At 54.1% G+C, this 22,517-nt stretch carries 20 protein-coding genes; 15 read left to right on the plus strand and 5 right to left on the minus strand.

Annotation, left to right across the window (positions count from 1 at the left end; translation table 11 throughout):
• Positions 1-4: 4 nt before the first annotated feature.
• From ACRZ96_RS11890 to ACRZ96_RS11900, 3 genes are all read left to right on the plus strand, one after another.
• On the plus strand, positions 5-163 hold the full coding sequence (locus ACRZ96_RS11890) for a DUF4177 domain-containing protein (RefSeq protein WP_152460674.1): 159 nt from the start codon (positions 5-7) through the stop codon (positions 161-163).
• A complete protein-coding gene (locus ACRZ96_RS11895; protein WP_480814660.1) occupies positions 156-2,048 on the plus strand; it encodes a type IV secretory system conjugative DNA transfer family protein in 1,893 nt (630 codons plus the stop codon). The genes ACRZ96_RS11890 and ACRZ96_RS11895 overlap by 8 nt, the downstream gene beginning before the upstream one ends.
• A gap of 80 nt (positions 2,049-2,128) precedes the next feature.
• Entirely contained in the window at positions 2,129-2,326 is a 198-nt protein-coding gene (locus ACRZ96_RS11900) for a YqaE/Pmp3 family membrane protein (protein ID WP_271951236.1), read from the plus strand.
• Positions 2,327-3,287: 961 nt separating this feature from the next.
• Here ACRZ96_RS11900 and ACRZ96_RS11905 read toward each other — a convergent pair.
• Together ACRZ96_RS11905 and ACRZ96_RS11910 are read right to left on the minus strand one after the other, a co-directional pair.
• Complete coding sequence (locus tag ACRZ96_RS11905; RefSeq protein ID WP_480814661.1) at positions 3,288-3,812, minus strand: flavodoxin domain-containing protein; 525 nt, start codon at positions 3,810-3,812, stop codon at positions 3,288-3,290.
• Between the two features lie 133 nt (positions 3,813-3,945).
• The gene (locus tag ACRZ96_RS11910; RefSeq protein ID WP_480620923.1) at positions 3,946-4,431 is read right to left on the minus strand and encodes a hypothetical protein; all 486 of its coding nucleotides are present in this window, start codon (positions 4,429-4,431) and stop codon (positions 3,946-3,948) included.
• 269 nt (positions 4,432-4,700) lie between these two features.
• Between ACRZ96_RS11910 and ACRZ96_RS11915 the strand changes: the two genes are divergently transcribed.
• From ACRZ96_RS11915 to ACRZ96_RS11950, 8 genes are all read left to right on the plus strand, one after another.
• A complete protein-coding gene (locus tag ACRZ96_RS11915; protein ID WP_058283451.1) occupies positions 4,701-5,147 on the plus strand; it encodes a universal stress protein in 447 nt (148 codons plus the stop codon).
• 347 nt (positions 5,148-5,494) lie between these two features.
• A complete protein-coding gene (locus ACRZ96_RS11920) occupies positions 5,495-6,280 on the plus strand; it encodes a formate/nitrite transporter family protein (protein ID WP_480814662.1) in 786 nt (261 codons plus the stop codon).
• Between the two features lie 458 nt (positions 6,281-6,738).
• Entirely contained in the window at positions 6,739-7,116 is a 378-nt protein-coding gene (locus ACRZ96_RS11925) for a SnoaL-like domain-containing protein (protein WP_425078535.1), read from the plus strand.
• Positions 7,117-7,499: 383 nt separating this feature from the next.
• Entirely contained in the window at positions 7,500-8,459 is a 960-nt protein-coding gene (locus ACRZ96_RS11930) for an HlyD family secretion protein (protein ID WP_480814663.1), read from the plus strand.
• Positions 8,456-11,152, plus strand: a complete 2,697-nt coding sequence (rbbA, locus tag ACRZ96_RS11935) for a ribosome-associated ATPase/putative transporter RbbA (protein ID WP_480814664.1) — start codon at positions 8,456-8,458, stop codon at positions 11,150-11,152. The genes ACRZ96_RS11930 and rbbA overlap by 4 nt, the downstream gene beginning before the upstream one ends.
• Positions 11,153-12,271 (plus strand): ABC transporter permease, encoded by a 1,119-nt coding sequence (locus ACRZ96_RS11940; protein WP_480795886.1) that lies wholly within the window; start codon positions 11,153-11,155, stop codon positions 12,269-12,271.
• 196 nt (positions 12,272-12,467) lie between these two features.
• Positions 12,468-12,968 carry an Hsp20/alpha crystallin family protein gene (locus tag ACRZ96_RS11945; RefSeq protein ID WP_425078531.1) on the plus strand — a complete coding sequence of 167 codons (501 nt, stop codon included), beginning with the start codon at positions 12,468-12,470 and terminating at the stop codon, positions 12,966-12,968.
• A 150-nt stretch (positions 12,969-13,118) separates the two neighbouring features.
• Complete coding sequence (locus ACRZ96_RS11950; protein ID WP_480814665.1) at positions 13,119-14,693, plus strand: trypsin-like peptidase domain-containing protein; 1,575 nt, start codon at positions 13,119-13,121, stop codon at positions 14,691-14,693.
• 9 nt (positions 14,694-14,702) lie between these two features.
• Here ACRZ96_RS11950 and ACRZ96_RS11955 read toward each other — a convergent pair whose 3' ends face one another.
• Both ACRZ96_RS11955 and ACRZ96_RS11960 read right to left on the minus strand, forming a co-directional pair.
• On the minus strand, positions 14,703-16,319 hold the full coding sequence (locus tag ACRZ96_RS11955) for an MFS transporter (RefSeq protein WP_480814666.1): 1,617 nt from the start codon (positions 16,317-16,319) through the stop codon (positions 14,703-14,705).
• A 48-nt stretch (positions 16,320-16,367) separates the two neighbouring features.
• Positions 16,368-17,588 (minus strand): APC family permease, encoded by a 1,221-nt coding sequence (locus ACRZ96_RS11960; RefSeq protein ID WP_480814667.1) that lies wholly within the window; start codon positions 17,586-17,588, stop codon positions 16,368-16,370.
• A 263-nt stretch (positions 17,589-17,851) separates the two neighbouring features.
• Here ACRZ96_RS11960 and ACRZ96_RS11965 point away from each other — a divergent pair, with 263 nt between their 5' ends.
• The 3 genes from ACRZ96_RS11965 to ACRZ96_RS11975 all read left to right on the plus strand — a co-directional run bounded on the left by ACRZ96_RS11965 (position 17,852) and on the right by ACRZ96_RS11975 (position 19,371).
• Complete coding sequence (locus tag ACRZ96_RS11965) at positions 17,852-18,322, plus strand: c-type cytochrome (RefSeq protein WP_082643718.1); 471 nt, start codon at positions 17,852-17,854, stop codon at positions 18,320-18,322.
• Positions 18,323-18,453: 131 nt separating this feature from the next.
• The gene (locus ACRZ96_RS11970; protein WP_480814668.1) at positions 18,454-18,903 is read left to right on the plus strand and encodes a phasin family protein; all 450 of its coding nucleotides are present in this window, start codon (positions 18,454-18,456) and stop codon (positions 18,901-18,903) included.
• A 60-nt stretch (positions 18,904-18,963) separates the two neighbouring features.
• A complete protein-coding gene (locus tag ACRZ96_RS11975) occupies positions 18,964-19,371 on the plus strand; it encodes a universal stress protein (RefSeq protein ID WP_480814669.1) in 408 nt (135 codons plus the stop codon).
• A gap of 437 nt (positions 19,372-19,808) precedes the next feature.
• Here ACRZ96_RS11975 and ACRZ96_RS11980 read toward each other — a convergent pair whose 3' ends face one another.
• On the minus strand, positions 19,809-20,702 hold the full coding sequence (locus ACRZ96_RS11980; RefSeq protein WP_480814670.1) for an AraC family transcriptional regulator: 894 nt from the start codon (positions 20,700-20,702) through the stop codon (positions 19,809-19,811).
• Positions 20,703-20,870: 168 nt separating this feature from the next.
• Between ACRZ96_RS11980 and ACRZ96_RS11985 the strand changes: the two genes are divergently transcribed.
• Entirely contained in the window at positions 20,871-21,824 is a 954-nt protein-coding gene (locus ACRZ96_RS11985) for an SDR family oxidoreductase (protein WP_480814671.1), read from the plus strand.
• Positions 21,825-22,517 lie beyond the last annotated feature (693 nt).

Genomic DNA, 22,517 nt, shown 5'->3' on the forward strand with positions numbered 1-22,517 from the left:
TAGAATGAAAAAATTTGAGTATCGTAATGTCTTGATGCGGGTAGAGGAAAATGCAGGCGAGAAGTTTGCGAAGCTCGGGCAAGACGGTTGGGAAATGGTCGGCGTCGTACCTGCCGAGTTTGGCATCGTGTGCTTCTTCAAACGCGAGCTGACCGATGGCTGAGTTTCAGGATCTCCCAAAAGGCAAGAAGGTAGCGATAGCCGGCACAATGGGCTTTATCGCTACTTCAGCTTGTGCAGTGTTGGTGGTCGGCCTGGTCATCGAATACCTCAATACGAAAGGCTTCAGGGGGCTGGACATCTGGGCGATACCGGAAAAGTTCATGGCACGGCCTGCAGAGGAACAACAGGTCATCGGGCTTGTGGCTGTTGTGGCCGTCTGCGTTCTGACATTTGCGTTTGTGGCCGCTGCTCTGCGCGGCCCCTCGACCAAATACGGGGATGCGGTTTTTGCGAAAGCGCCTCAGCTCGTCACAGAAGGATACGCGGCACCTCTGAAGCTGAAATCAAAGCTGGACAGTGAAATTGTCTTTGCCAAGTTCGGCCCACCAAAAGAGAAAAACGCGATCTTCTATAAGCCCGGTCCGACTGTTCAGAAACCACATGCGATGTTCATTGCGCCGTCTGGCTCGGGCAAAACCAGCGGCTTTGTGATCCCCAACATTCTGCGTTTCAACGGCTCCTGCGTTGTCCTGGACATCAAGGGCGAGATATTCCAAGCGACCGGCGCACGGCGGGCGGCAATGGGTGATGAGGTCTTTGTGTTCGACCCTGAAAACCCAGAAAAAAGCCACAGCTATAACCCGCTGCGCCGCGCAGCTCGCGCAGATAATCTGGATCGGCGTTGGGAAGAAGTGATTCAGGTCGCAACCCAGATGTTCGACACGCCCAGCTCGTCCGCTCAGGGCTTTTTGGGTGGCGTCGAAGGCATGTTCTGCGCAATGGCGATGTTGGCGATCAAGCGGGATCGTCCGTACATTTCCGAGATCCTGCGCCTGGTCAAAACGACCAAGCAAAAGGATTACGAGAAAATGGCTGAAGAAGTAGGCTATGCCCGGGCAGCGGATGAGTTCCTGAATCTTGCAGCCGAAGAATCCAAAATCCTGCGGTCAACAGTTTCGGTTATGCTGAACTCCGGCCTTCAGCTCTGGCGCAACCCGTCTGTGGCAAGAGCGACGCAGGGTAATGACATCAACTTTGAGGATCTGCGTCGGCGCCCCACCTCGATCTATTTTTCTGTGCCGGGAAAAAAGGTCAAAGAATTCCGGACGCTCATTCGTCTTTTCTTCCTCGATCTGGTGAATACCATTGAAACCGTTGAGCCGGGTGAAGATGAGCCGTTCAAGGTTTTGATGCTGCTCGATGAGTTTCAGCGTCTCGGCCATCTTGAGCGCGTGGTCGAAGCGTATGACACTATGCGATCCTTCGGTGGCCGGCTGGTGGTGATTTCGCAAACACTGTCGCGTCTGCAGGACATCTACGGGCATGAAGGCGTGCGGGCGATGCTGGCAAATGCCGGGACGCAAATGTTTGCAGCCTCTGAGGACTCAGAGGTACGCGAACACGTGTCCAGGTCCATCGGTGACAAAACAGTCATGAGCAAATCGAAGTCTCGGGCGCTCGGCAAAATGGAGATGGGCAGCATGTCGGAACGCGAGGAGGGCATTCGCCTGCTCCGGCCAGAACATGTGGGTCGATTGCCCGAAAATGAGGTTGTTCTGCTCCGCGAAGGCAAGATGCCGGTGATTGCCAACAAGATCCGATACTTCGAAGATCCTTACTTTGTGCAATTCCTCGGGGGCGATACTCCGAAAATCAAAGGGGCACACCTCGATCTGGCTGTCGAACAAGCCAGGGACACGGCAAAGGAACTGGCTGATGCGAAACCGGCCCCTGCCCCGGTGAAAGGGGTTTCCGAGAAAGACAAGGAACTTCAGGCGGCTTTTGATGCGCAGCGCACGGTCGCGAAGCGGAAAAGCCGGTCAGCGAAAGATATGGCGATGGAGAAAATGAGAGCCGAACGGCCTGAAAGTAGCGCCTCCGCTTGACGGGGGTGCTGTTTAAGTAAATCTGCGTTTAACCATGTTTGTGAGAACATAGCGGTCTAACTATCAGAAGGTTATTTCAGATGAGATTGATACTCGCGATTTTGCTTCCATTTGTGGTGTTCTTCACGATCAGACGCCCATTTCAGGGCTTTTTCTGCCTGCTTTTGCAGCTAACGCTCATTGGCTGGATTCCGGCCGCTATTTGGGCCGTGTACTCGCTGAGTCAGTACAACACAGACAAGAAGATCAAGGCTGCGGCGAATAGGCTGGGCGAATAATGATCGGAAGTGCCGAATAACCGGATTGATTTGAAGAAATAGAAAACCGCAAGATCAACCCTGCCGTAGGCTAATCCAAATAGGGCCACCCCGAGGCGGGGGTCTACTACGCTAGGCGGCAGGATCATACGTTCGTGCAAGCAGCCGTTCGCGAACCATGCGGCGAATGGTTCCGAAGAGCCCGAACCCGAAGTGCTACTCCTCTGTCTCTCGCTGATGCAACAAGCCCTTCAACTAACGCCAACAGCCGCGCCGCAGCAAGAAAAGCCGCCGTTCGTGCCGACCGCAGCGAGTTTTTTGGCTCGGATGTCTCAGTTGCGGACGAACCCGCCTGATGCTGGCGCAGAGAAAATCACCTTGATTGGTCGACTGTGCCACGGCAATGCCTGCAGCGGCGCGGCGCGATTTCCCGAAAACGGACACTTAAATCGTGAAAATGGCCAAAACCCAATCTGGTCGTTCGCTGCGCCCCCGTTCTAAGTCTCACATGCGGACAAACCCGCCTTTCGCAGCCGCGGCTATTGCTCGTACAGAAGGTCTTCGCTCCTGCGGAACGCCTATCCTTGCGATGCAGCACAGCTCTCCGAAACAGTCATTCACTAAGGACAATTTTGCCGAATTCCAAACTGCCTTTTTCGCTGCAACCTGAACCGACCATTGAGGAGCGGACGAGGTGAGCACGCACTGCGGTTTCTCGAAGGACCGGTTCGAGAATAACCTCAAGACACGATAGTCGAAGAAGTTAGTTCCAATGACACGCATCACTAATCTAATATTTCAGACCCCAATCATAGCCATCTTGTTCAGTGCCATATCGTGCATCTTATAGCCTGGCTGGTGGCGGCATGCGAATGGCATTCAGTGAAATCAAACGCCTGTTAAATCTGGCGAACGCGCAATGAAGTGGCGACATCTGCAGTTGAGATTTCTGAAGAGAGGCTACAAGAAACCCTGGGCCGGATCATTTATCCAAGAATGTTGCCACGGTTTCCCTTAAAGCGTCCCAATCGGTGAACTCCCGAGCACCGTCCCTTGGGTCGATCTTTTGATCCTTTAAGACAACATGCTGAACGATCTCTTCTTCAAAATACCCATAGTTGTCAGGCTGCACAGCGCCCGCAACCAAAGCCGTTTGGTCAGGTTCAAAATGCGTACGCATCAGCATTTCGGTAAGATAGTCCCAGGCGTCTTCCTGGCCTCTTGCAAAAGCCGCCTTTAGGCTGACCGAAAGCACTAGCGACTTCCGGGACGCAAGCGCGTCTCTATGCATTTCAACAAACGCTTCGAATAGCTTGGGGTGCCGGCGTTCATGGACAGGAGCCGCAAGAATGACCCTGTCCACACCTGTCAGGGACACGTGTCGTATCTGATCTCCGGTGTTGATCAGTATTGTATCGTAGCCGGCTTTTCTTGTGACATCGTTGATAAAACGAGCAATCTTGGCAGTCTGACCTTCAACGGTGCCGTAGGCAATCAGCACTGTCATTTCGATCCTCCCGTAAATCGATCCGAAAAGCGCGCCAACTATGCCGAAACCGTTCGCTTCAGCCCTTGATCTCAATCAAAAGTGACTGTCTTGCCAAGCTATTTGGACGCGGGTGCGGCGTCGTTTGGTCGGCTCATGCGGTTCTGGAAAGCGCTACAGCTATCGCCAGCCAAAATCCAGTGCGTATGGTCATTGCACCGACGGTTCGCCATTCAAACGGCGTTCCAAACAGTGCCACTAATATCAGAACAGCGAACACAAGTAGTGTAGATAAGCCCATCACCCAGGCAATTCGAGTTGCCCAGGTTGTTGATTTAAAGAGCGCGATTGCACCAAGCAAATAGACAAATCCAGCCAGGAAATTGAACCAAAGCACGAATGGAACTGCATCTCCGACTGCATCTCTGGCAGCAGCACCCCCGAACAGTGCCGTTCCGCCGGAGAAAATAGTAAGAAGACCAAAGAGTGCTGCGGCTATTGCAACTGGGCGAACCCAAGGCGAAGAGGAAGGCATCGTCGTTTTCCTCTGGAATAAGATTGAATTTCGTGTCGTAAGCAATCCGCCGTCATCGCCAAACGAACTGAAACGCACGTCCATAGTAGCAATTTTTCTCGCCATTACCCTTGATCTTTATCGTTGGGCTAAATTGATACCCATTGAAAAAGCAGCGTTTGCAGGAGGTATTTCGCAATAAATATGTGCTGTTTCCTCTTTGGGATGAACCGTTTGCAATTCCAACGATTCTTAAAGTTGGTTCGGTTACCGTGAATCTTCTGGAAACGAACGGACGACAACGCTCGAATTTGCAGCGAAAAGTGTTGATTTGAGTCAATGCTAGTTGCTGCAAGTTCACCCATACTGACCCCTCACAAAGGAGGGAGTGCGACATGTTCAAAATAATTGTGGTTGGCTTGGATGGATCAGAGGCGTCAGAAGCAGCTCTACGCGTTGCCTGTGATATCTCAAGCAAATATGGCTCCCAAATTCACCTTGTCCATACACCTCAGCCGCAAACCGTGGCTTTCGCAATGGGCGCGGTTGCTGGCTATCACGCCGTCACGACAATGCCTTCAGACGAAGAGGTTCAGCAGGCAGCAGACAAAATCATTTCCGCGGGTAAAGAGATTGCCAAAGAATACAATCAGACAGTTTCGCAAACACATACCCAACGCGGTGATCCGGTCGACGAGATCATAGCATGCGCCGAGCAATGCAAAGCTGACCTGATTGTGACGGGCCGCCGCGGATTGGGAAGCATTGGTAGCCTGATTCAAGGGAGCACCTCTCAAGGCATCAGTCGGAATGCCACTTGTGCGGTTTTGACCGTTGCCTAAATTTCAAACTTGGTCCCAATCGGCACAAAAACGATGACGATCAATAAGCTTTGCATTGAAGCCTCGTGACAGAACTAAGGTTCGATGGCTACTCCGTGACGCTGAACTCCCGACCGTGAAAATGGAGTCAGATATCCACTGCTTCATGACGGTGGCAGAAAACGGAGGCTGAAACAGAGGTTATGGGTGCCTGTGGCGATGACCGGAGACCAAACTGTGTAAGGCGAAACTACCCGAACTGTGGTGGAACAGATGAACTTCCCCTTTTATTTGTGCATTGGTTCAAGGTCAGAAGATAGGCTGTAAATTTCCTGCTACGTAGATCCGTGTTAACTTTGGAGCCCGACATGAACACCCCGTCCCTGTTCGACGCTCATAAACCCTCTGAAATTGCGACGTTAGTTGAGACTGCCGGGGTCACAAAGGCAAAGTTGCCAATGGCACCCATGTTCGTTCTTGCGATGCTGGCCGGGGCATTCATAGGGTTTGGCGCAGCGGCCTATACGATGGCGGTTACTGGGGCAGACAGCGCTGCGGGGCCGATCCGCGTTCTGGGTGGTGCGGTGTTTTCCCTGGGCCTTATCCTGGTGATCGCAGGTGGTGCAGAATTGTTCACCGGAAATGTTTTGATGGTGATCGCAGCGGTCGACCGCAAGATACCGCTGCGACTGCTGTTTCGAAGCTGGGGCATCGTCTACGCCGGAAACTTCGCGGGCGCCCTCGGGCTTGCATTGGCCTTCTCTCTGACCGGCCTGCTCGAGGGGCCGATGGGCAATACCGCCGTGGTGATAGCCGATGCCAAAGCGGGGTTGGAACCGATAGAGGCCTTCGCCCGTGGCGCACTGTGCAACGGGTTGGTATGCCTTGCTGTTTGGCTGTCCTTTGCCGCCCGCAGCGTTGCCGGCAAAGTTCTGGCCGTTTTGTGGCCCGTCACTGCTTTTGTGTTGCTGGGGCTCGAGCATTCGATTGCGAACATGTTTTTCTTCCCGCAGGGTTGGGCAGCGGGGGCAACTGTGCCGGTTTTCTCAGCGGCGACTAATCTATTGTGGGTTACTCTGGGCAACATTGTCGGCGGGGCGGGAGGAGTCGCCTTGGCCTACTGGTTTGCTTATCTTGGCGCTACTAAACGGTAAGACCCACTTCTTCGATCACAGCGCCTGCCAGAGCAAAACGATCGGTTTCAGTTGGTTATGAAGGCGTTGTCTAATTGTGCAGCCCAGATCAAGCTTTTCCTGCACTTAATAGTCTAGATGCCGGGAGCATGGTTGTCTTCGTGGTCGATATCGGTTGTCGCATGATGGCGCAACACGAGGGGAAGCGGCACAGGCTTGCCTAAGTCCGCTGATTGGGATGCGGGCCGGTTGATCAGTCAGATAAGAGAGTTGGATGCGGAGGTAGCTCACCAACCACGAGGCAAGGAGATGGCGCCCTGGCTGATGACGGTACCGGGGATTGGCCCGTTCTTTGCCACTGCACTAGTTGCCCTCTCGTTCCCGAACTGGATTCTCCGCCAACATCTAATTTCATTGATCCTCGTCAAGATTGGAAAAGGCAAGATGTGATACCGTAGATGCCAAAAATGGGGGCTATCATGGAAGAATTAGTCGAGATTGGAAGAACATTTGTTCAGGCAATGCGTGATCGCAGGGGCCTTGCAAATGTTGATGAAATGTATGCCGAGAACGCTCAATCCATAGAAGCGGTTGTGCCTCCGGTTCGACAGTTTCGCATCACCAAAGGCCGTGATGCTATCAAAGGGAAAAGAGAGGATTGGCTGGCAGCTCATGAAATCATCGAATTTGACGTCGATGGCCCCTATGTTCATCCCCCAAACCGCTTCAGTGTGCGATATAAGGCTGACGTAAAGCAGAAGGAAACTGGGCAACGTATCACCTTGAGTGAGATTGCAGTTTATTCAGTAGCAGACGGAAAGATTGTACTGGAAGAGTTCTTCATGTTGCCGAAGTAGGAGCGGCAACCCGCAATACTGACGCAGTGTTGGTTTCATCCGCACGCTGGAAGTATGACTTGTAAGTGCTTTGACACGATGGATGGACAATTGGGCATTTGTTTCGATCGCGTGATGCTTGCCCATGCGCAACAATTCCGTCAGTTCGGCGCAACCGAAATCTAAAGTCACGCCGTGGAATCCGCATTGAGCTATTGATGCGGGTTAACAATCAGACTGCTGCGCCGGTTTTCTACCCGAGTTTGGCCTGAACAACCCTCTAAAGGGCTCTGTTTGATCCAAAACAAAGCGTTATGCGGGGTTTGAGATAACGTCACCTAGTAGCTCTAACCGCGGTACGCCAGATCATGAAAAAGAATGTGCGCGCAATACTGATCGTCGTAATGCTCCTTCTCGCAGGTGCGGCGTTGTACATATTCGTTTCAGAAGACAGCAGTGAATTGCCAATTGGATTTGTACAGGGCAATGGACGGATAGAGGCCGAACAAGTGGAAATTGCCCCCACCTTCGCAGGGCGGGTTGCACAGGTTTTGTCGGCAGAAGGCAACTTGGTTGTTGTGGGTGAACTGTTGGTCGAGATGGACACCGATGAACTGTCTGCAGCGCTTGATCGCGCCAAAGCCGAAGTAGCATTGGCGCGTCAAGCCAAGGCCGAAGCCGAGGCTGTTGTTGTCCAACGAGAAAGCCAACAGCGTCGCGCGGCGCAGGAACTGGAACGGGCAAAGGCACTGTTGGCCGGTCAAAACATTTCGATGACAGTCTTTGAAGATCGCGAAACCGCATTTCAGGTTGCCGACGCCGTTCTGGGTGCCGCCAAGGCCCGGGTTGCAACCTCGGACAGCCAGATCGCGGCTGCCGAAGCCGAAGTGCGCCGGATCGCCGCCCAGATCGAGGATGCTTCGCTTGTTGCCCCTATGCCAGGGCGCATTCTTTACAGACTGGCTGAGCCCGGTGAAGTTGTTGGCGCAGGGGAGCCGATCCTTACACTTCTCAGCTTAGAGAACGTCTATATGGACGTGTACCTGCCCGCACGCGAAGCGGGGTTGCTGCCCATCGGGGCTGAGGCGCGCATCGTACTTGATGCCTTGCCGGATTTTGCCGTTCCTGCAACCGTCACTTTTGTATCCCCCGAAGCCCAGTTCACTCCGAAGCAGGTAGAGACATTGAGCGAGCGTGAACAGTTGGTCTTTCGCGTTCGGGTTCGCATTCCTGAGGATCTGATCACAGAACGGATCGAACATGTGAAAACCGGCCTTCGCGGTATCGCTGTGATCAGGCTTTCTTCTGACAGTGTATGGCCGGAATATCTGGAAAGGCGGATTCCACCCGAATTGTTCGAATGAATTCCCAGGCGGGCCCATCTGATTTCTGCGTCAGTGGTGTCACGCATAAGTATCGCCAGCGGACAGCACTCGATAACCTGTCGCTTAACCTGCCGGTAGGTCAGCTTATTGGGCTGATCGGGCCTGACGGGGTTGGCAAATCAACGCTTTTGGGATTGATCACCGGCGCGAAGAAGCTTCAATCCGGCACAATCAATGTTCTCGGAGGCCCAATCGACGACCGCGCCCATCGTCACCATATCTGCCCTGCGATCGCATTTATGCCGCAGGGATTGGGCCGTAATCTCTATGCAGAATTGTCGGTGCGCGAGAACCTTGAGTTCTTTTCGCGTTTGTTCGGACAGGGGCAGCAGGAGCGTGACATCCGGATCACAGCATTGCTGTCGGCAACCGGGCTTGCGCCTTTCTCTGATCGACTGATGGGAAAACTCTCGGGCGGCATGAAACAGAAGCTTGGGCTGTGTTGTGCACTGATCCATGACCCTAAGCTTTTGGTTCTGGATGAGCCGACCACCGGCATCGACCCACTGTCGCGGCGTCAGTTCTGGGCGCTGATCGACGCGGTCCGAGAGGCTACTCCCAACCTCTCCATACTGGTTTCGACAGCTTATATGGAAGAAGCCGAACAATTCGACTTTATCGTCGCGATGGATGCCGGGCGCGTGCTTTTCCATGGTTCTCCGGCAGAATTGAAGGGGGAAGCCAGCGATCTTGAAACGTCCTACCGGCGGTTGCAGGCGCACGGAGATCCCCTGATCGCACCAAGGAAAGCGCCCACACATCACCGTGAGGCAGACCCAGTGATCACGGCACGTGGATTGACGCGGCGCTTTGGCGATTTCACGGCAGTCAATAACGTCGAATTCTCGATTAACCGTGGTGAGATTTTCGGCTTCCTCGGGTCGAACGGCTGCGGCAAGTCGACCACCATGAAAATGCTGACAGGCCTTCTGCCCGCGAGTGACGGTGAGGCGTTACTGTTCGGAAGACCGGTTGATGCACGCGACCTGAGGATGCGTCGCGAGATTGGCTATATGAGTCAGGCATTCTCGCTTTATGGCGAGTTGACCGTTCGGCAGAATCTCCAGCTACATGCCCGCATCTTTGCAATCACGGACCGCGATAGGCGTATCGATGAACTGGCGGAACGCTTTGGCCTGATTGCACAAATGGACATGCTGGCCACGGCGTTGCCACTTGGCATCAAGCAACGTCTTTCCCTGGCCGTCGCTGTGATCCACCGACCTCGCGTGCTGATCCTGGATGAGCCAACCTCGGGGGTGGACCCTGAGGCGCGCGACTCGTTTTGGGCGTTGCTGATTGAGCTTTCGAGAGATGAAGAAGTGACGATTTTCGTCTCGACCCATTTCATGGCCGAAGCAGAGCGCTGTGATCGGGTGTCGTTCATGCACGCGGGCCGTGTTCTGGCGGAGGGAACACCGGATGAGTTGATCGCCGGGGCACAGGTAGACAGTCTGGAAGAAGCATTTGTCACGGTATTGAAGGCAGCTGACCCTCCGGCACCGGTAAAAGCTCCTGAGGCATCGGTTCATGCCCTTGATGACAGCGCTGGCGGGGGTATCAGGCGCACACTGGCATACACGAAGCGTGAAACCATCGAGATTTTGCGCGACCGCGTGCGTTTGGCGTTTGCGTTCCTGGGCTCGGTGATCCTGATGCTGGTCTTTTGCTACGGGATTACGCTGGACATCGAAGAACTGGATTTCGCGGTACTGGATTTGTCACAGGGGCCAGAAAGCCGCGCCTACATTGCAGAGATTTCAGGATCGCGCTACTTCAACCCAACGCAGCCACTGACGAGTATCGATGAGGGCCATGAACGGCTGGCCCGAGGAGATGCCTCGCTGGTTGTCGAACTCCCACCTGACTTTGGGCGCAAGATCCGCTCTGTTGAAGCAACGGACGTGCTTGCAATTGTGGACGGCGCAATTCCGTTCAAAGGCGAGACTGTAGAAGGCTATGTGGCGGGGCTCCACAATACCTTTTTGGCGGCAATGGCCCGCCAAAAAGGTGTGCATCCGGTCGAGATCGCCCGTATCGAGCCACGCTTCAGGTACAATCAGAGTTTCGAGAGTATTGCCGCAATGGCCCCGGCCATGCCTGCGATCCTTTTGATAATGTTACCGGCAGTTCTGATGGCGGTTAGCGTCGCACGTGAAAAAGAGTTGGGAACAATCACCAATTTCTATGCAACGCCAACGACGCGGCTTGAGTTTCTGGTTGGCAAGCAAATCCCTTATATCGCAATCGCGTTCGCCAATTTCCTGCTCTTGGCCGGAATGACGGTCCTTGTTTTTGATGTACCGCTCAAAGGCAACCCGGTTCCCCTGGCGATTGGCGCGTTGCTGTATGTCTGGGCGACCACATCTTATGGGCTGCTCATTGCGACCATGACCTCAAGCCAGGTGGCCGCTACCTTCGCGACCGCGATCGCCTCGGTCGTACCGACCATTCAGTTCTCGGGCCTGCTGCAGCCGGTTTCATCGCTTGAAGGCGGTGCGCAGACAATCGGATCGCTCTGGCCGTCATCCTATTTCCTGCACCTGAATGTCGGTGCCTTCACCAAAGGGCTGGGCTGGGATGCGCTTGCCCCCGATCTTCTCGCACTAGCCTGTTTCGGGCCGGTGCTGACGTTGATCGCTGCCCTTTTACTTCGAGCGCAGGAGAAATAAATGCAACGGTTGTCCTGCATCTTCTGGCTTGGCTTGAAAGAAATGATGAGCCTTCGGCGTGATTGGGTGATGATGGCGCTGCTGTTCTGGTCATTCACGCTGGCACCCGTGATGGAGGCGACGGGGGTTTCGAACTCGGTCAACAATGCCTCCATTGCATTTGCCGATGAGGATGGCTCGCCCCTTTCACGGTCTCTTGCCACGGCGTTCTTCCCTCCGGAGTTTCAACCCGTTGTCCAGATCGCACCGGGTACCGGAGCCGAAAAGATGGATGCCGGGCATTTCCTGTTTGTGGTCGCGGTGCCACCAGGGTTCGAGAAAGATGTTCGCGCCGGGCGCACGCCGGAAATTCAGGTTCTGATTGATGCGACGGCGATGGAACAGGCCGGGATTGGCGCAAACTATATCGTCAATATCCTCAGCGCCGAGATCCGTCGCTTTGCCATTGGTGCGGACCTGGCTGAGTCATTGCCCGTCGATATCATCATGCGCAGTGCGTTCAATCCCAACCGTGATACTGTTCGTTTTGCCGGCATCGTGGCGCTCATCGGCCAGATCATGTGGCTGACCACGATCCTCACCGGTGCCGCGATGATCCGCGAGCGTGAACATGGCACAATCGAACATCTGCTTGCGATGCCGCTTACCCCGTTTGACATTGCGATGGCCAAGATTTGGGCAAACGCAGCGGTGGTTCTTGTCGCGGCCGCCTTATCGCTGACCTTTGTTATGCAAGGTTTCCTGGGGATCAACATCGCGGGGTCGAAGGTGTTGTTTCTTTTTGGCACCGCGCTGTTTCTTTTCACAGCAACCGCACTTGGGGTATTTCTTGCAACGATTGCACGCTCAATGGCGCAATTCGCACTTTTGGTAATGCTGACAGTCCTTCCGATGCTGATGCTGTCGGGAGGTGAGACACCGATCGAGGGGCAGCCCGACTGGCTTCAGGTCGGAACATCGATCCTTCCGTCCCGCCATTACATGTCCGCCAGCCAATCCATCATCTTCAAGGGGGCGAGGTTTGAGACGGTCTGGCCAGAGTTCTTATGGATGGCGTTACTCGGCGCAATCCTTCTGGCGTCCAGCCTGATGCTTTTCAGACGCTCGTTGGCGCAATAGAGTCAGATCAGTTTACCCCTTGGCCTGGACGTATGACCGGTAATGCGCCTTGTTTCATTCGGAATGCCGATACGGCCGGGATGTCCTTTTGGCGCGTTACCGAGGACGCTTGCTTGCGCAAGATCAAGGTAATTAGACGAGTTTTTTGCCATAATGCAGCCTCCCCCCAATCGCACCGAAGGAGGAGGATCAGAAAATGCTTGAAGACAAAAAACCACAACTGTTTGCTGGAACACATCCGCTCTCTGATAATTTTCGACGCGAAATGGAATCCATGATGTCGCGCTTTTTCGGGGGCGCAGCGCCATTCCTGCCGCTGGAAACAGCCGCGCAACGCACGGGCTTCCCGTCGTTGGACATGACGGGTGCGATTTCGCCGGCGATTGACATCCACGAAACGGATACAGCGATCGTTCTCACGGCTGAATTGCCGGGTCTCGAAGAAGACGACGTCGAAGTCGAAATCAAAGACCGTAGATTGACGCTGCGGGGCCAGAAGAATGTTACGCATGATGACACAGGCGATCTGCGCGTTAGCGAGAGAAGCTATGGCAGTTTCACTCGGACAATGACGCTGCCTGATGCAGTCGATATCGAGGAGATTTCCGCTGCGTTCGACAAAGGTGTCCTGCACGTCACGATGCCGAAAACCGAACCTCAGGATCCCAGCCGGAAGATCAAGGTCTCATCGAAATAGGCGCAATGGAGGCGCACACGCAACCTTCATGGTCCGGGCAGCATGCGCAGACCCTTGGTGTTCTTAAAACGAGCACACTATTGCCCACCATAGCGGTTTCACTGCTGCGCATGATAATGTGCCAATAGGGCTAGAGTACTGAGATGGACAATGCGGACGCCGGACAAAAGCGATGTGGAAACTGAAACGGGCGATGTCCGTGCATTTCTGGAGAGCTTGACGGGGCCGTCCCGCGGAACCGTTACCTGGCTTGTCGGCAACGCTTTGGCTGCTTCGGTGGGTCCTGATCGTATCCTGAAGTTCAGGCGAAAAGAGGATTTGCCCCCGCATGACGAAGACGTGGCAACGATTCAGTGGTCGCAAGGCGGTTACGCGCTAAACGCTTTGCCTGGCCGGGATATCTGGGTCAATGGTCAAAAAACTGCTTCGGCAGTTCTTGGGCATGGCGACATGATTGAGTTCGGTGCAGAGGGGCCCATGTCGCGCTACAGGGTGTGTGACCACTCATTCCCGGCACATCACACGGTCGAAGATATAATAAGTGACGCTTATGTGTATGCGCGCTCCAGCCGACGACCCTTCGCCAGAAAAATGTCCGGTGCGCTGCGCGAAGGCGGGCGTCGGCTGACATCACAAACCACGGTTTTGTTCAGGGTTACCGTTATCGGTGTGCTTCTTCTGATCTTTGCCTTTGGCTATTTGCTTTTTCAGAACGATCGGAAGCTGGCGGACAGCCTTAAACAGGAGTCTCTCAAGATCGAGGCGGTTGCTGTCATGCTTACGCAGACGCGAGAAGATGCACTGACGGCGGATGATCTGGTCGCGCTCAGAGAAGCGTTTGACAACCAGGTGATTTCCACCGAGCAGCGCCTTGGCACTTTGGAAGAACGCGCTGGTGCGTCAAGGCGAGTTATCACAGCCTCGACGCGATCTATTGCCTTTATCCAGGGTGCTTACGGATTGCGACAGACCGAAAGCGGCAAATTGCTGCGGCATGTGCTTGGCCCGGACGGGGAGAAACTAAAAACTCCATTCGGAAAACCATGGATTGAGCCAGATGCGGAAGGCGCGCCGGCAGAATTTCAGTTCACCGGAACCGGGTTTCTATTGCAGGACACCTCTCTTTTGGTGACCAACCGTCATGTCGCCTTGCCCTGGACGACCGGGGATCGGGCGCAGGCCCTGAAGGCAGCAGGGCTTGAAGCCGAGATACTTAGCCTGCTGGCTTATCTTCCAGAACAATCCAAGCCAATGGAAGCGGTATTGCTTAGGGCAAGCAAAACGGCCGATCTGGCGCTTCTGTCCGTTGATGCGAACCGTGTTCAAGGGCTTGGACTCTCACTGGCACCTCAACCGACGCGAGCAGGTGAAGAAGTTTTCTTGCTTGGATTTCCGACTGGCCTTAAGGCCTTGATTGTGCAGGCTGGGCCGGATTTTCTGAAAACGCTTGAGAGAGACGGCGCCGTCGATTTCTGGACTATTGCAAAACACCTTTCAAAGCAGAACAAAATCAGGCCTCTGGCCAGCCGGGGGATCGTCGCCCAGACCAGCCCCGGTGCAGTCGTTTATGATGCTGAAACCACAACCGGCGGAAGCGGCGGACCTGCCCTTAACCGAAACGGCGAGGTGGTTGCTATCAATGCCGCGATCTTACCCGAATTTGGCGGCTCGAATATTGGCGTTCCGGTGTCACACCTCAAGATACTTCTCGATGAAAGCGATTGATCCGCATATTCAATCGCGCGTCTGATAAGGCGAGTTTTGCACCAGAAAAACCACAGCCAGTGGGATGATGACAGAGATCAAGCCCACGGTAATCAGCAAGTTCCCCAAATGGCTATAGTCAGCGACGGAGGCAACAGTACCCGTTCTGGGATCGGTAACCGCGCGGGTAACGGTAAAGATCTGATTCAGGTATTTTGTACCGAGACTGCTTGCTGACAATGCCATGTTGGTGAAAGACGCCATGACCGCAAAAAAGGTAGCCTTCAGATGTGTTGGGGCGTTGCGCGCGATCCAAGCCAACATTGGGACCATCGCGATCTGACCCAGCGGTGACTCAACGGCTGTGTCAAGAATGGCGATAAACCTTGCATCCACGACCCCACCTGTGCGCGCGGCCGTCCATTCATGCACCCCGTAGTACAAGGCAAGGTTTGGCAGGGACAGCACTCCGGCGGCAATCGTGAGTAACACTACAACCTGCGCAATCGAACGACTTGCCATAAACGGCCTGAGGATAATCAGGCCAAGCAAAGCAAGTAGTGAGGTCAGAAGCGCTAGAATGGCCAGGAACTGTTCGTCAAACCCAAGCTCGTCGATCTCGAACCAGGTCAGGCCCGGTCCTGGCAAGGGAACTGCTCGAAAAACGAAAATGATAGTTGCTGTCCCGATCAGAACTTTGGCCTGTTTCGACTCCAGCTCTCTCAGCAAACGCGACATGAGGTAGAGAATGACCGTGAGCGACACCCCAAAAACGGTCTCTTGCGCGAAGGCAAAACTTGCGGTTCCCAACACTATGCTGAGAACGACAAACGCAAGTCCGCCCAGCAGTATCGGCCACCTGACTTCGGTGGTTTGATCTGGTCTGTGCAGAAGGTGTCCTCGACGAACGAGGCGACGCTGTATCAGAGCGTGAAGAACCACTCCACTGACAGACAACAGTGGGATAGCCAGGGCAATGAGATAGACCCGACCGTAGAGAACCAAACGATCGGCTTTCTCCAGATTTTCCGCCCCCGAAAAAATCCAGATGTTAACCGCGGCGACCCCTGCAAACCCGGATATGATCGCAATCCTGCCGAGGGTCTGCATGGTGGTGTGTCGGGCACGAACTTCGTCCTGAATAAACGCGCGTCCGTCTCGGTCCGATTGCGGCACTGCTTCGACTGTCATGGCGTCAGCAACGACATCCTGAATGGCATAACCTGAAGGAGCCAACATCAAGGCAACGACGTACCAATCCTCAAGTGGCATAATGCCGGCCATTTGGTCAGGCGCAGCCACAAGCCTGTACATGATGAGCAATGACGCCGTGATAAAGGATGCGCCAACAACAATCAGCAGGGATTTCCAGCGCCAGAACAGGTCAACCAGATGACCCAGCGGCATTTTTAGAATCCATGGCAACCCGGCCCAGAATGCCAATCCCGCAACAAAAGCGGCGGATAGATTCAGATAGTCCTTAAGAAAAAACGCACCGACGACGGATGTTAGCCCCGAAACCCCGGCCGCAAAGTAAACCATCAATGGTGGCAGGTAAGACCATTGCAATTGCGCGATCAGATCGACGAAAGTCCGGTGCCACCAGCCTGAAATCCGCCTTCCAAATGTTGATCGGTCAGTGTTCATGCGTCAATCGGACCCCGTTCTGGTGACCCTGTGCTGTCGGTTCTCCTCTCAGAGAAATCCGGCACCAAAAAGCAGAGCGCTGGTCAGCACCCCAAGGATTGGTACAACAAGAGGTACGCGGAAATGTTCCCGAGTTGACCCCGGCCGGGACTTCAGCAATATCAGCGAGATGTTGACCAGAACAAACACTCCCAAAACGATCTGGGATGTGCGTTCCGCTAGTATGCCGATTGGCAAAGTTTGCGTCAGCAGAAGAATTATCACAACTACCAACAGGGTTGCGACGACCGGTGTTTGGGTAACCTGCGGGACAGTCGCCAGTATTTTCGGAAGATGATCCCGGTCGGCAAGACCATAGATCACCCGCGACGCCATAATCATCTGGATCAAGACGCCATTGACTGTTGCAACGACTGCGACTGCGGCGAACCCTTGTTTGATTACTTCGGGTGCGTCGAAGAAAACCAGCGTGAGTGGGGCGGCCGAGGTCGACAAGGTATCGATAGGAACAACGAGCAGGACCGTGATCGAGGTCGCTAGATACAAACCCGTCGCCAGAACGAGCGTCAAAAGGATAGCCTTTGGAATTGTGTGGGTTGGGTCTTTTACCTCTTCCGCGACGTTTGCCATGTCTTCAAAGCCGACAAAGGCAAAAAATGCCAGCAGAGATGCCGCCATAATACCGCGCCAGGTACTGAGCTCGAGTCCCGGAATCATCGCACTAATTTCATGGCCTTGCGGTTCCTGAACAGACATGCCCCAGCCAATCACAAAAAGAAGCCCCGCGATCTCGATGACCGTGATCACAGCTGCCACAAATACCGATTGTGTAATGCCCCAGATTGCAATCAGCCCCATGACCGACACAACGCCGATCGTAAGCAATGCGGTGCCAAGCCCCGTCAGGGTGTAAAGGTATGAGGCCGCCCCAATCGCAACAGCGGAGGCTGAAATAATCCCAGACGCAGCAACGGCAAGACCGATTAGAACCGCCATCCAGCCCCTTTGAAATCCCGCTTCAACGTATGCCGCTTCACCCGCGCTTACGGGATAGCGCGTCGCGAGTTCGGCGTACGACAAAGCCGTCAGCGAAACGACGAGCGCTGCAACAAGAAACGAAACTGCAGCATAAGGGCCCGCGGCCTCGGCGGTTGCGCCGACGAGCACATAAATTCCCGCACCGACGGTTACACCGAGCCCATATAAGGTAAGCAACGGAGTGGTGAGAGAACGTCGGAGTTTAGGGGACGGTGGATCAACTGTATGCATTCACCTCACTCCTTGATGGGCAATTGCCGGGTTATCGAAGCTGTGCCGCAAACAAGCACCCCGATGATAAACCAAGGGCTCATCACCGCTCATGCCGAGCTTCTTCTGAAACATTCATACTTTGATATGTAATTCTTTATTTGGCGTTGATCTATATCATCAGGCGCTAAGACTGATCAGAGAGGCGGATCCGAATGCTGCGACCGTCGTTTCGTGATGGTTTTTCCCAGCTGGTACTCAAAGGTTGAATATGAGCGAGATCAATGAAGCATTCATTCGATATCGCGTATTTTCAACTCGAAATGCTGATCTCGGAGGAGGAACAGATGCTAGTTTGTCGCGGACTTCTTTTGTCAATATTTGCTGCAAGTGCTGCACTGGCGCAGGATATTGACCTTCAAAATGGGCACGATCTCTACAGAACTTATTGTTGGCAATGTCATGGTTTTGAGGCCACAGGAGATGGTCCAATGGCGGAGATGCTGGCGATAAGGACACCTGATCTGACGAGGCTCGCGGCCCAAAACGACGGTGTTTTTCCGATTGAGGCGGTGGCGCGTCAAATTGATGGTCGCGCACCATTGCTCGCGCATGGTGGAGAAATGCCCATTTTTGGACCAGCTTTGGATTCGGATCAAAAAGTTGCGCTGACGATGCCTGACGGCCAACCGATGTTCGCAGGTGTGCCGTTGGCGAATGTGATTGCGTATCTTGAGGCTATACAGACTGAATAGGTTGGCACAAAGCCCACCCTTGGATTGCAGGACACCACTACCACGTTTGCCGGCGGTGGTTGATTTACATTAAGGCAAGTTTCCACGATCTCAGTTAATATTCAGCATTTAGAGATGAGGAGGAATCTCCGATGCCTGAAGAGAAGCCAAAATCAAGTTACTCCAACGCACTTATAGATATTTTCAAGCAGGTGCAGCCGACTACTACAGCCAATCCGTTTCTGGGCGCTCAGCTTGAGCAATTTTGGGACACGCAGGAGAAGTCACTGAAAGAGGCAGAGGCCTTTGCTCAACATTGGTTTGAGAGGCGTCACGAGGCTGTTCGAACCGCACTTGAAGCTGCGCGCTCGGCGTCTGCTGCAGACCCGACTGATCCAGCGAAAGCACTGCAATCCATAGCAGAGTGGCAGAAGCATTCAGCCGAACGTCTTATGGCTGACGCTCAGGAATGGTTCGAAACAGTTGCCCGATGTGTAGCATATGCAGCGGAAACCGAAGCCGAAGCTGTGGAAAAGACAATAGATGATGTTGCAAGCACAGCAAAGAAAGCGGGTAAGTCTTCGAAATCCGAACCGGTTTAGAGTGCCGTATCACCGCGGAGGCCTGAATGATCGTAGCAGTAGAAATGGAGGGTAACTAACATGTATAAAAACATTCTAGTACCAGTCGCCCTGGACAAAGATCACGATACACAGGCCTCATTTGAAGCTGCTCGTTTGCTGGCGAATGCCGATGCGGAATTCACAGTGCTTCATGTGCAGGAACCGATCCCTGCATATGTGGCATCTCAGATACCCGAGGAAGTTCTGGCAAACACGCGAAAAGAGCTTCAGGAAGGCTTACATCGGAACGCTGCAGAGCTAACGGGCGCGAAACCGCGGCTTATCTCGGGGAGCGCTGGCCGCGCGATCGTTGATTTCGCAAATGAAAATGACATCGATTGCATAGTACTGGCCTCACACAAGCCGGGGATCGAGAACATATTTATAGGGTCGACTGCGAACCGGGTCGTTCACCACGCCAATTGTTCTGTCCACGTGATCCGCTGAAATGGTTCCTGGTGAGTGCCGCACGTCGATTATGCGGCCGGTTACTCGATATTGCAGACATTGGCGCAAACGCGGCGAATTTACCCTTTGTCCCACGACTCGTTCCTTGCCTGACGAAATCTTGTTGCGCCCGACACGAATGGCGGCTGTTAACACAGCATTGCCGCGCTAAAGATGATGCCTGCGCGGCAAAATCCGTGCTGCGAGCGCTCGCAGCGAGAAAATCAAATTCACGGGTTGGGCTCCGAGTGGTCATTCACTGCACTCGGCATGAGCATCCGCTTTGCGGGACTTTGCAGCCATCCGCGTTTTATGCCAAAGGACCGCAGTCAGCCCAAACCGGACATTCAATCCAAGACTTTGCAATTCCGGGTTGCGGACAAATCTTCCGTTCGCTGCAGTGGCTCCAAGGTCCGCTCTACTCACGCGAGTCAGCCTCAAGCAACTTTGAGCAGTAGTTTCCGTGCCTCTCCCCATTGCCTCGGCGATTGCCCATACATGCGCCTGAACTCGCGACTGAACTGGGACGGGCTGACGTAACCAACGTCCATTGCGGCTTCGTTCACAGGCATCCCGCCCGCGATCTTCATGGCGGCGTTGTTGAGGCGCATCGACTTAACGAATTGGATTGGTGCCATCGTCGTGACTTGCTTGAATTTACGATGGAAGACGGCCCGGCTCATGCCCGCTCGGCTTGCCATATCGTCAATCGAGACCGGCGCATCCAAGTGTGACGACACATGCGCAATTGAACGTGCGATGGCGTTGCCAGCACCGAATGCCTGCCGGGCGAAGGTGCCAGCTTCTCCCCTCAGGATCGCATAGAGCACCTCACGTAATCGCGCCTCGCCAAGAACTGCTGTATCCGTCTCGCTGTTTCCGAGCTGCAGTAGCCGCAGCAGAGCTTCAGTGAATCCATCGTCCCATCGTGCAAACCTAATTCCTGGCTCCCGCAGATCTCCTTTGACCGAAGGCAGAACGCCCCCGGCATTTTCCATCTCCATTGCCAACTCGGCCATGGCGCGTTGCTCAAGAAAGATCATAACCCCGTAGAGAGGGTTGTCATGCGAGGCCAAAGGCGTCCCTGCCTTGACCGGCATCGACATTGGGCAGCAGAGGTATTGACTGTTGTCATATTCGTATCTTCGGCCATCCAGAACGGCTTCCTTCACACCACTCACAATGGCCACGATGCAGGGCTCGTAAACGGCTGGAACACAGGGGATTGATTGCGTGGCGCGAAATAGCCGCACGCCCGTGATTCCTGTCTCGGTCAGGCCGTCTGTTTCGGTTCGGTTAGCGATGATTTGTTTAATCTGATCCTTGCTCATAACAGAGATGTAATGGCTCCAGATCGATGCTGGCAACTACCTTGATGTAATCGGGCAAGTATTCGCGATGATCTCGCCTGTTTCTGTGCTTTGGTGAGAGTTATATGCATTTCCAAGTTAACACACTCTTCACTCGATCCCTGCGCTGACGCAGTTAGGAGACAAAAGATGCCCGATACCACCTTTGGACCCAAAGGCTGGATGCCTGAGCGCCTCGGCGACCTCTCCGGCAAGACCTACCTCATCACGGGTGCCAGCGCCGGTGCCGGGTTCGAGGCCGCGCGGACGCTCCTAAAAAAGAGCGCCAAGGTCGTGATGTTGAACCGCTCGGTTGAGAAGTCTCAGGCAGCTGTTGAGGACCTGAAAACTGAGTTCGGCAGCGAGGCGGAAGTGAGCTTCATTCGCATGGATCTGGCCTCGCTGGCAAGCGTACGCGAAGCTGCGGAAGAAGTTCTGAATTCTGTTCCCCGGATTGATGCGCTCATCTGCAATGCTGCCATCGCGCAGGTGCCAACCCGCAAGCTGACAGAGGATGGGTTCGAGAGTCAGCTCGGTACCAACCATTACGGTCACTTCCTGCTCTGTGGTCTTCTGTTTGAGCGGATCGAAGCCTCGAAAGGTAGGATCGTTGTTGTCGCCAGTCTCGGCTACAACATGGGTTTGAAGACGATCAAGTTCGACGACATGAACTGGGAAGAGGGTTACGGGCCGAATACCGCCTACTCGCAAAGCAAGCTGGCGCAAATGATGTTCGCCTATGAACTACAGGACAGGCTTGCCGCCGCCGGGCGCACCGAGGTCGAGGTCTATGTCTGCCACCCCGGCTCGTCGGCAACGTCACTGATCAGTACGAGCGGCAGCCGGACGATGCGGTTCATCTGGTGGCTGACAACCAAGACACCTATGGTTCAAACAGCCGAGCAAGGGTCCTATCCCGAAGTCATGTGCGCCATCGAAGAGACTTTGACCGAACAACGCGCACTCTACGGACCAACAGGCCGCTTAGAAGCTGTTGGCCCGGTCGGCAAGGGTACATTGAACCCGCATGCGTATGACAAAACCATCATGGGAAGGCTTTGGGAGGTCACTGAACAAGAAACAGGCTTTAAGTGGGAGATTTGATCCAACGGGTCCCGTGTGGCTGGTGATGCTTCTCCCACAATCGGACATTTGTGCACCGTGCAGCATCGGTTACAAAGGGCTCACTGCCCGAATTCGCTGTTTTCGGCACGAACATCGGCTCCTATGATTCGAACGACCGCACCTTGAACGAGACGACGGAAGATCAAAGGCTTGCTCCAAATCGCCGATGGCCGGTTCCGTTACGCCATCTCGGAGGTGCTCGCTGCGATGGCATCGGGCAGCTCGGAGCCCAAAGCAGAAATCTTAGGGAAGCAGATTTGGAGTTGTGGTACCAGCGCCAAAAGCAAGCCATTTTAACTCGTCCAATCTGCCCAACCGACGGTTGGGCTGCCCGAGGCAAACAAGCCAGCCGCGAAGTCCCTGGGGCTTTCCGACAGGAGTGGGCTTAACCTAGGTGGGGGGTCTGTGTTGCAGTTGAGCTGGCTACACAGGCCACAGAAAACAGTGTCACAAAGTCTTGCAGGTCTCGGCGTTTTCGCACGAATGACTGTGTTGGTACGCGGCAATTTGATCCTGTTGGAATTTTTCGCTTTTGAAAGCCGATTTGACTAGTTCTGTTCATAATCTTTGCTGCGCTGGTATGTGAATCGGCATGCAAAATTGACCCACTTAGGTGGGTTATGAGCGAATAAAATTGACCCACCTGTTTTCGTTAAGATCCGCACAAAAGTG

It is taken from the genome of Ruegeria sp. CF1 (assembly GCF_056537445.1).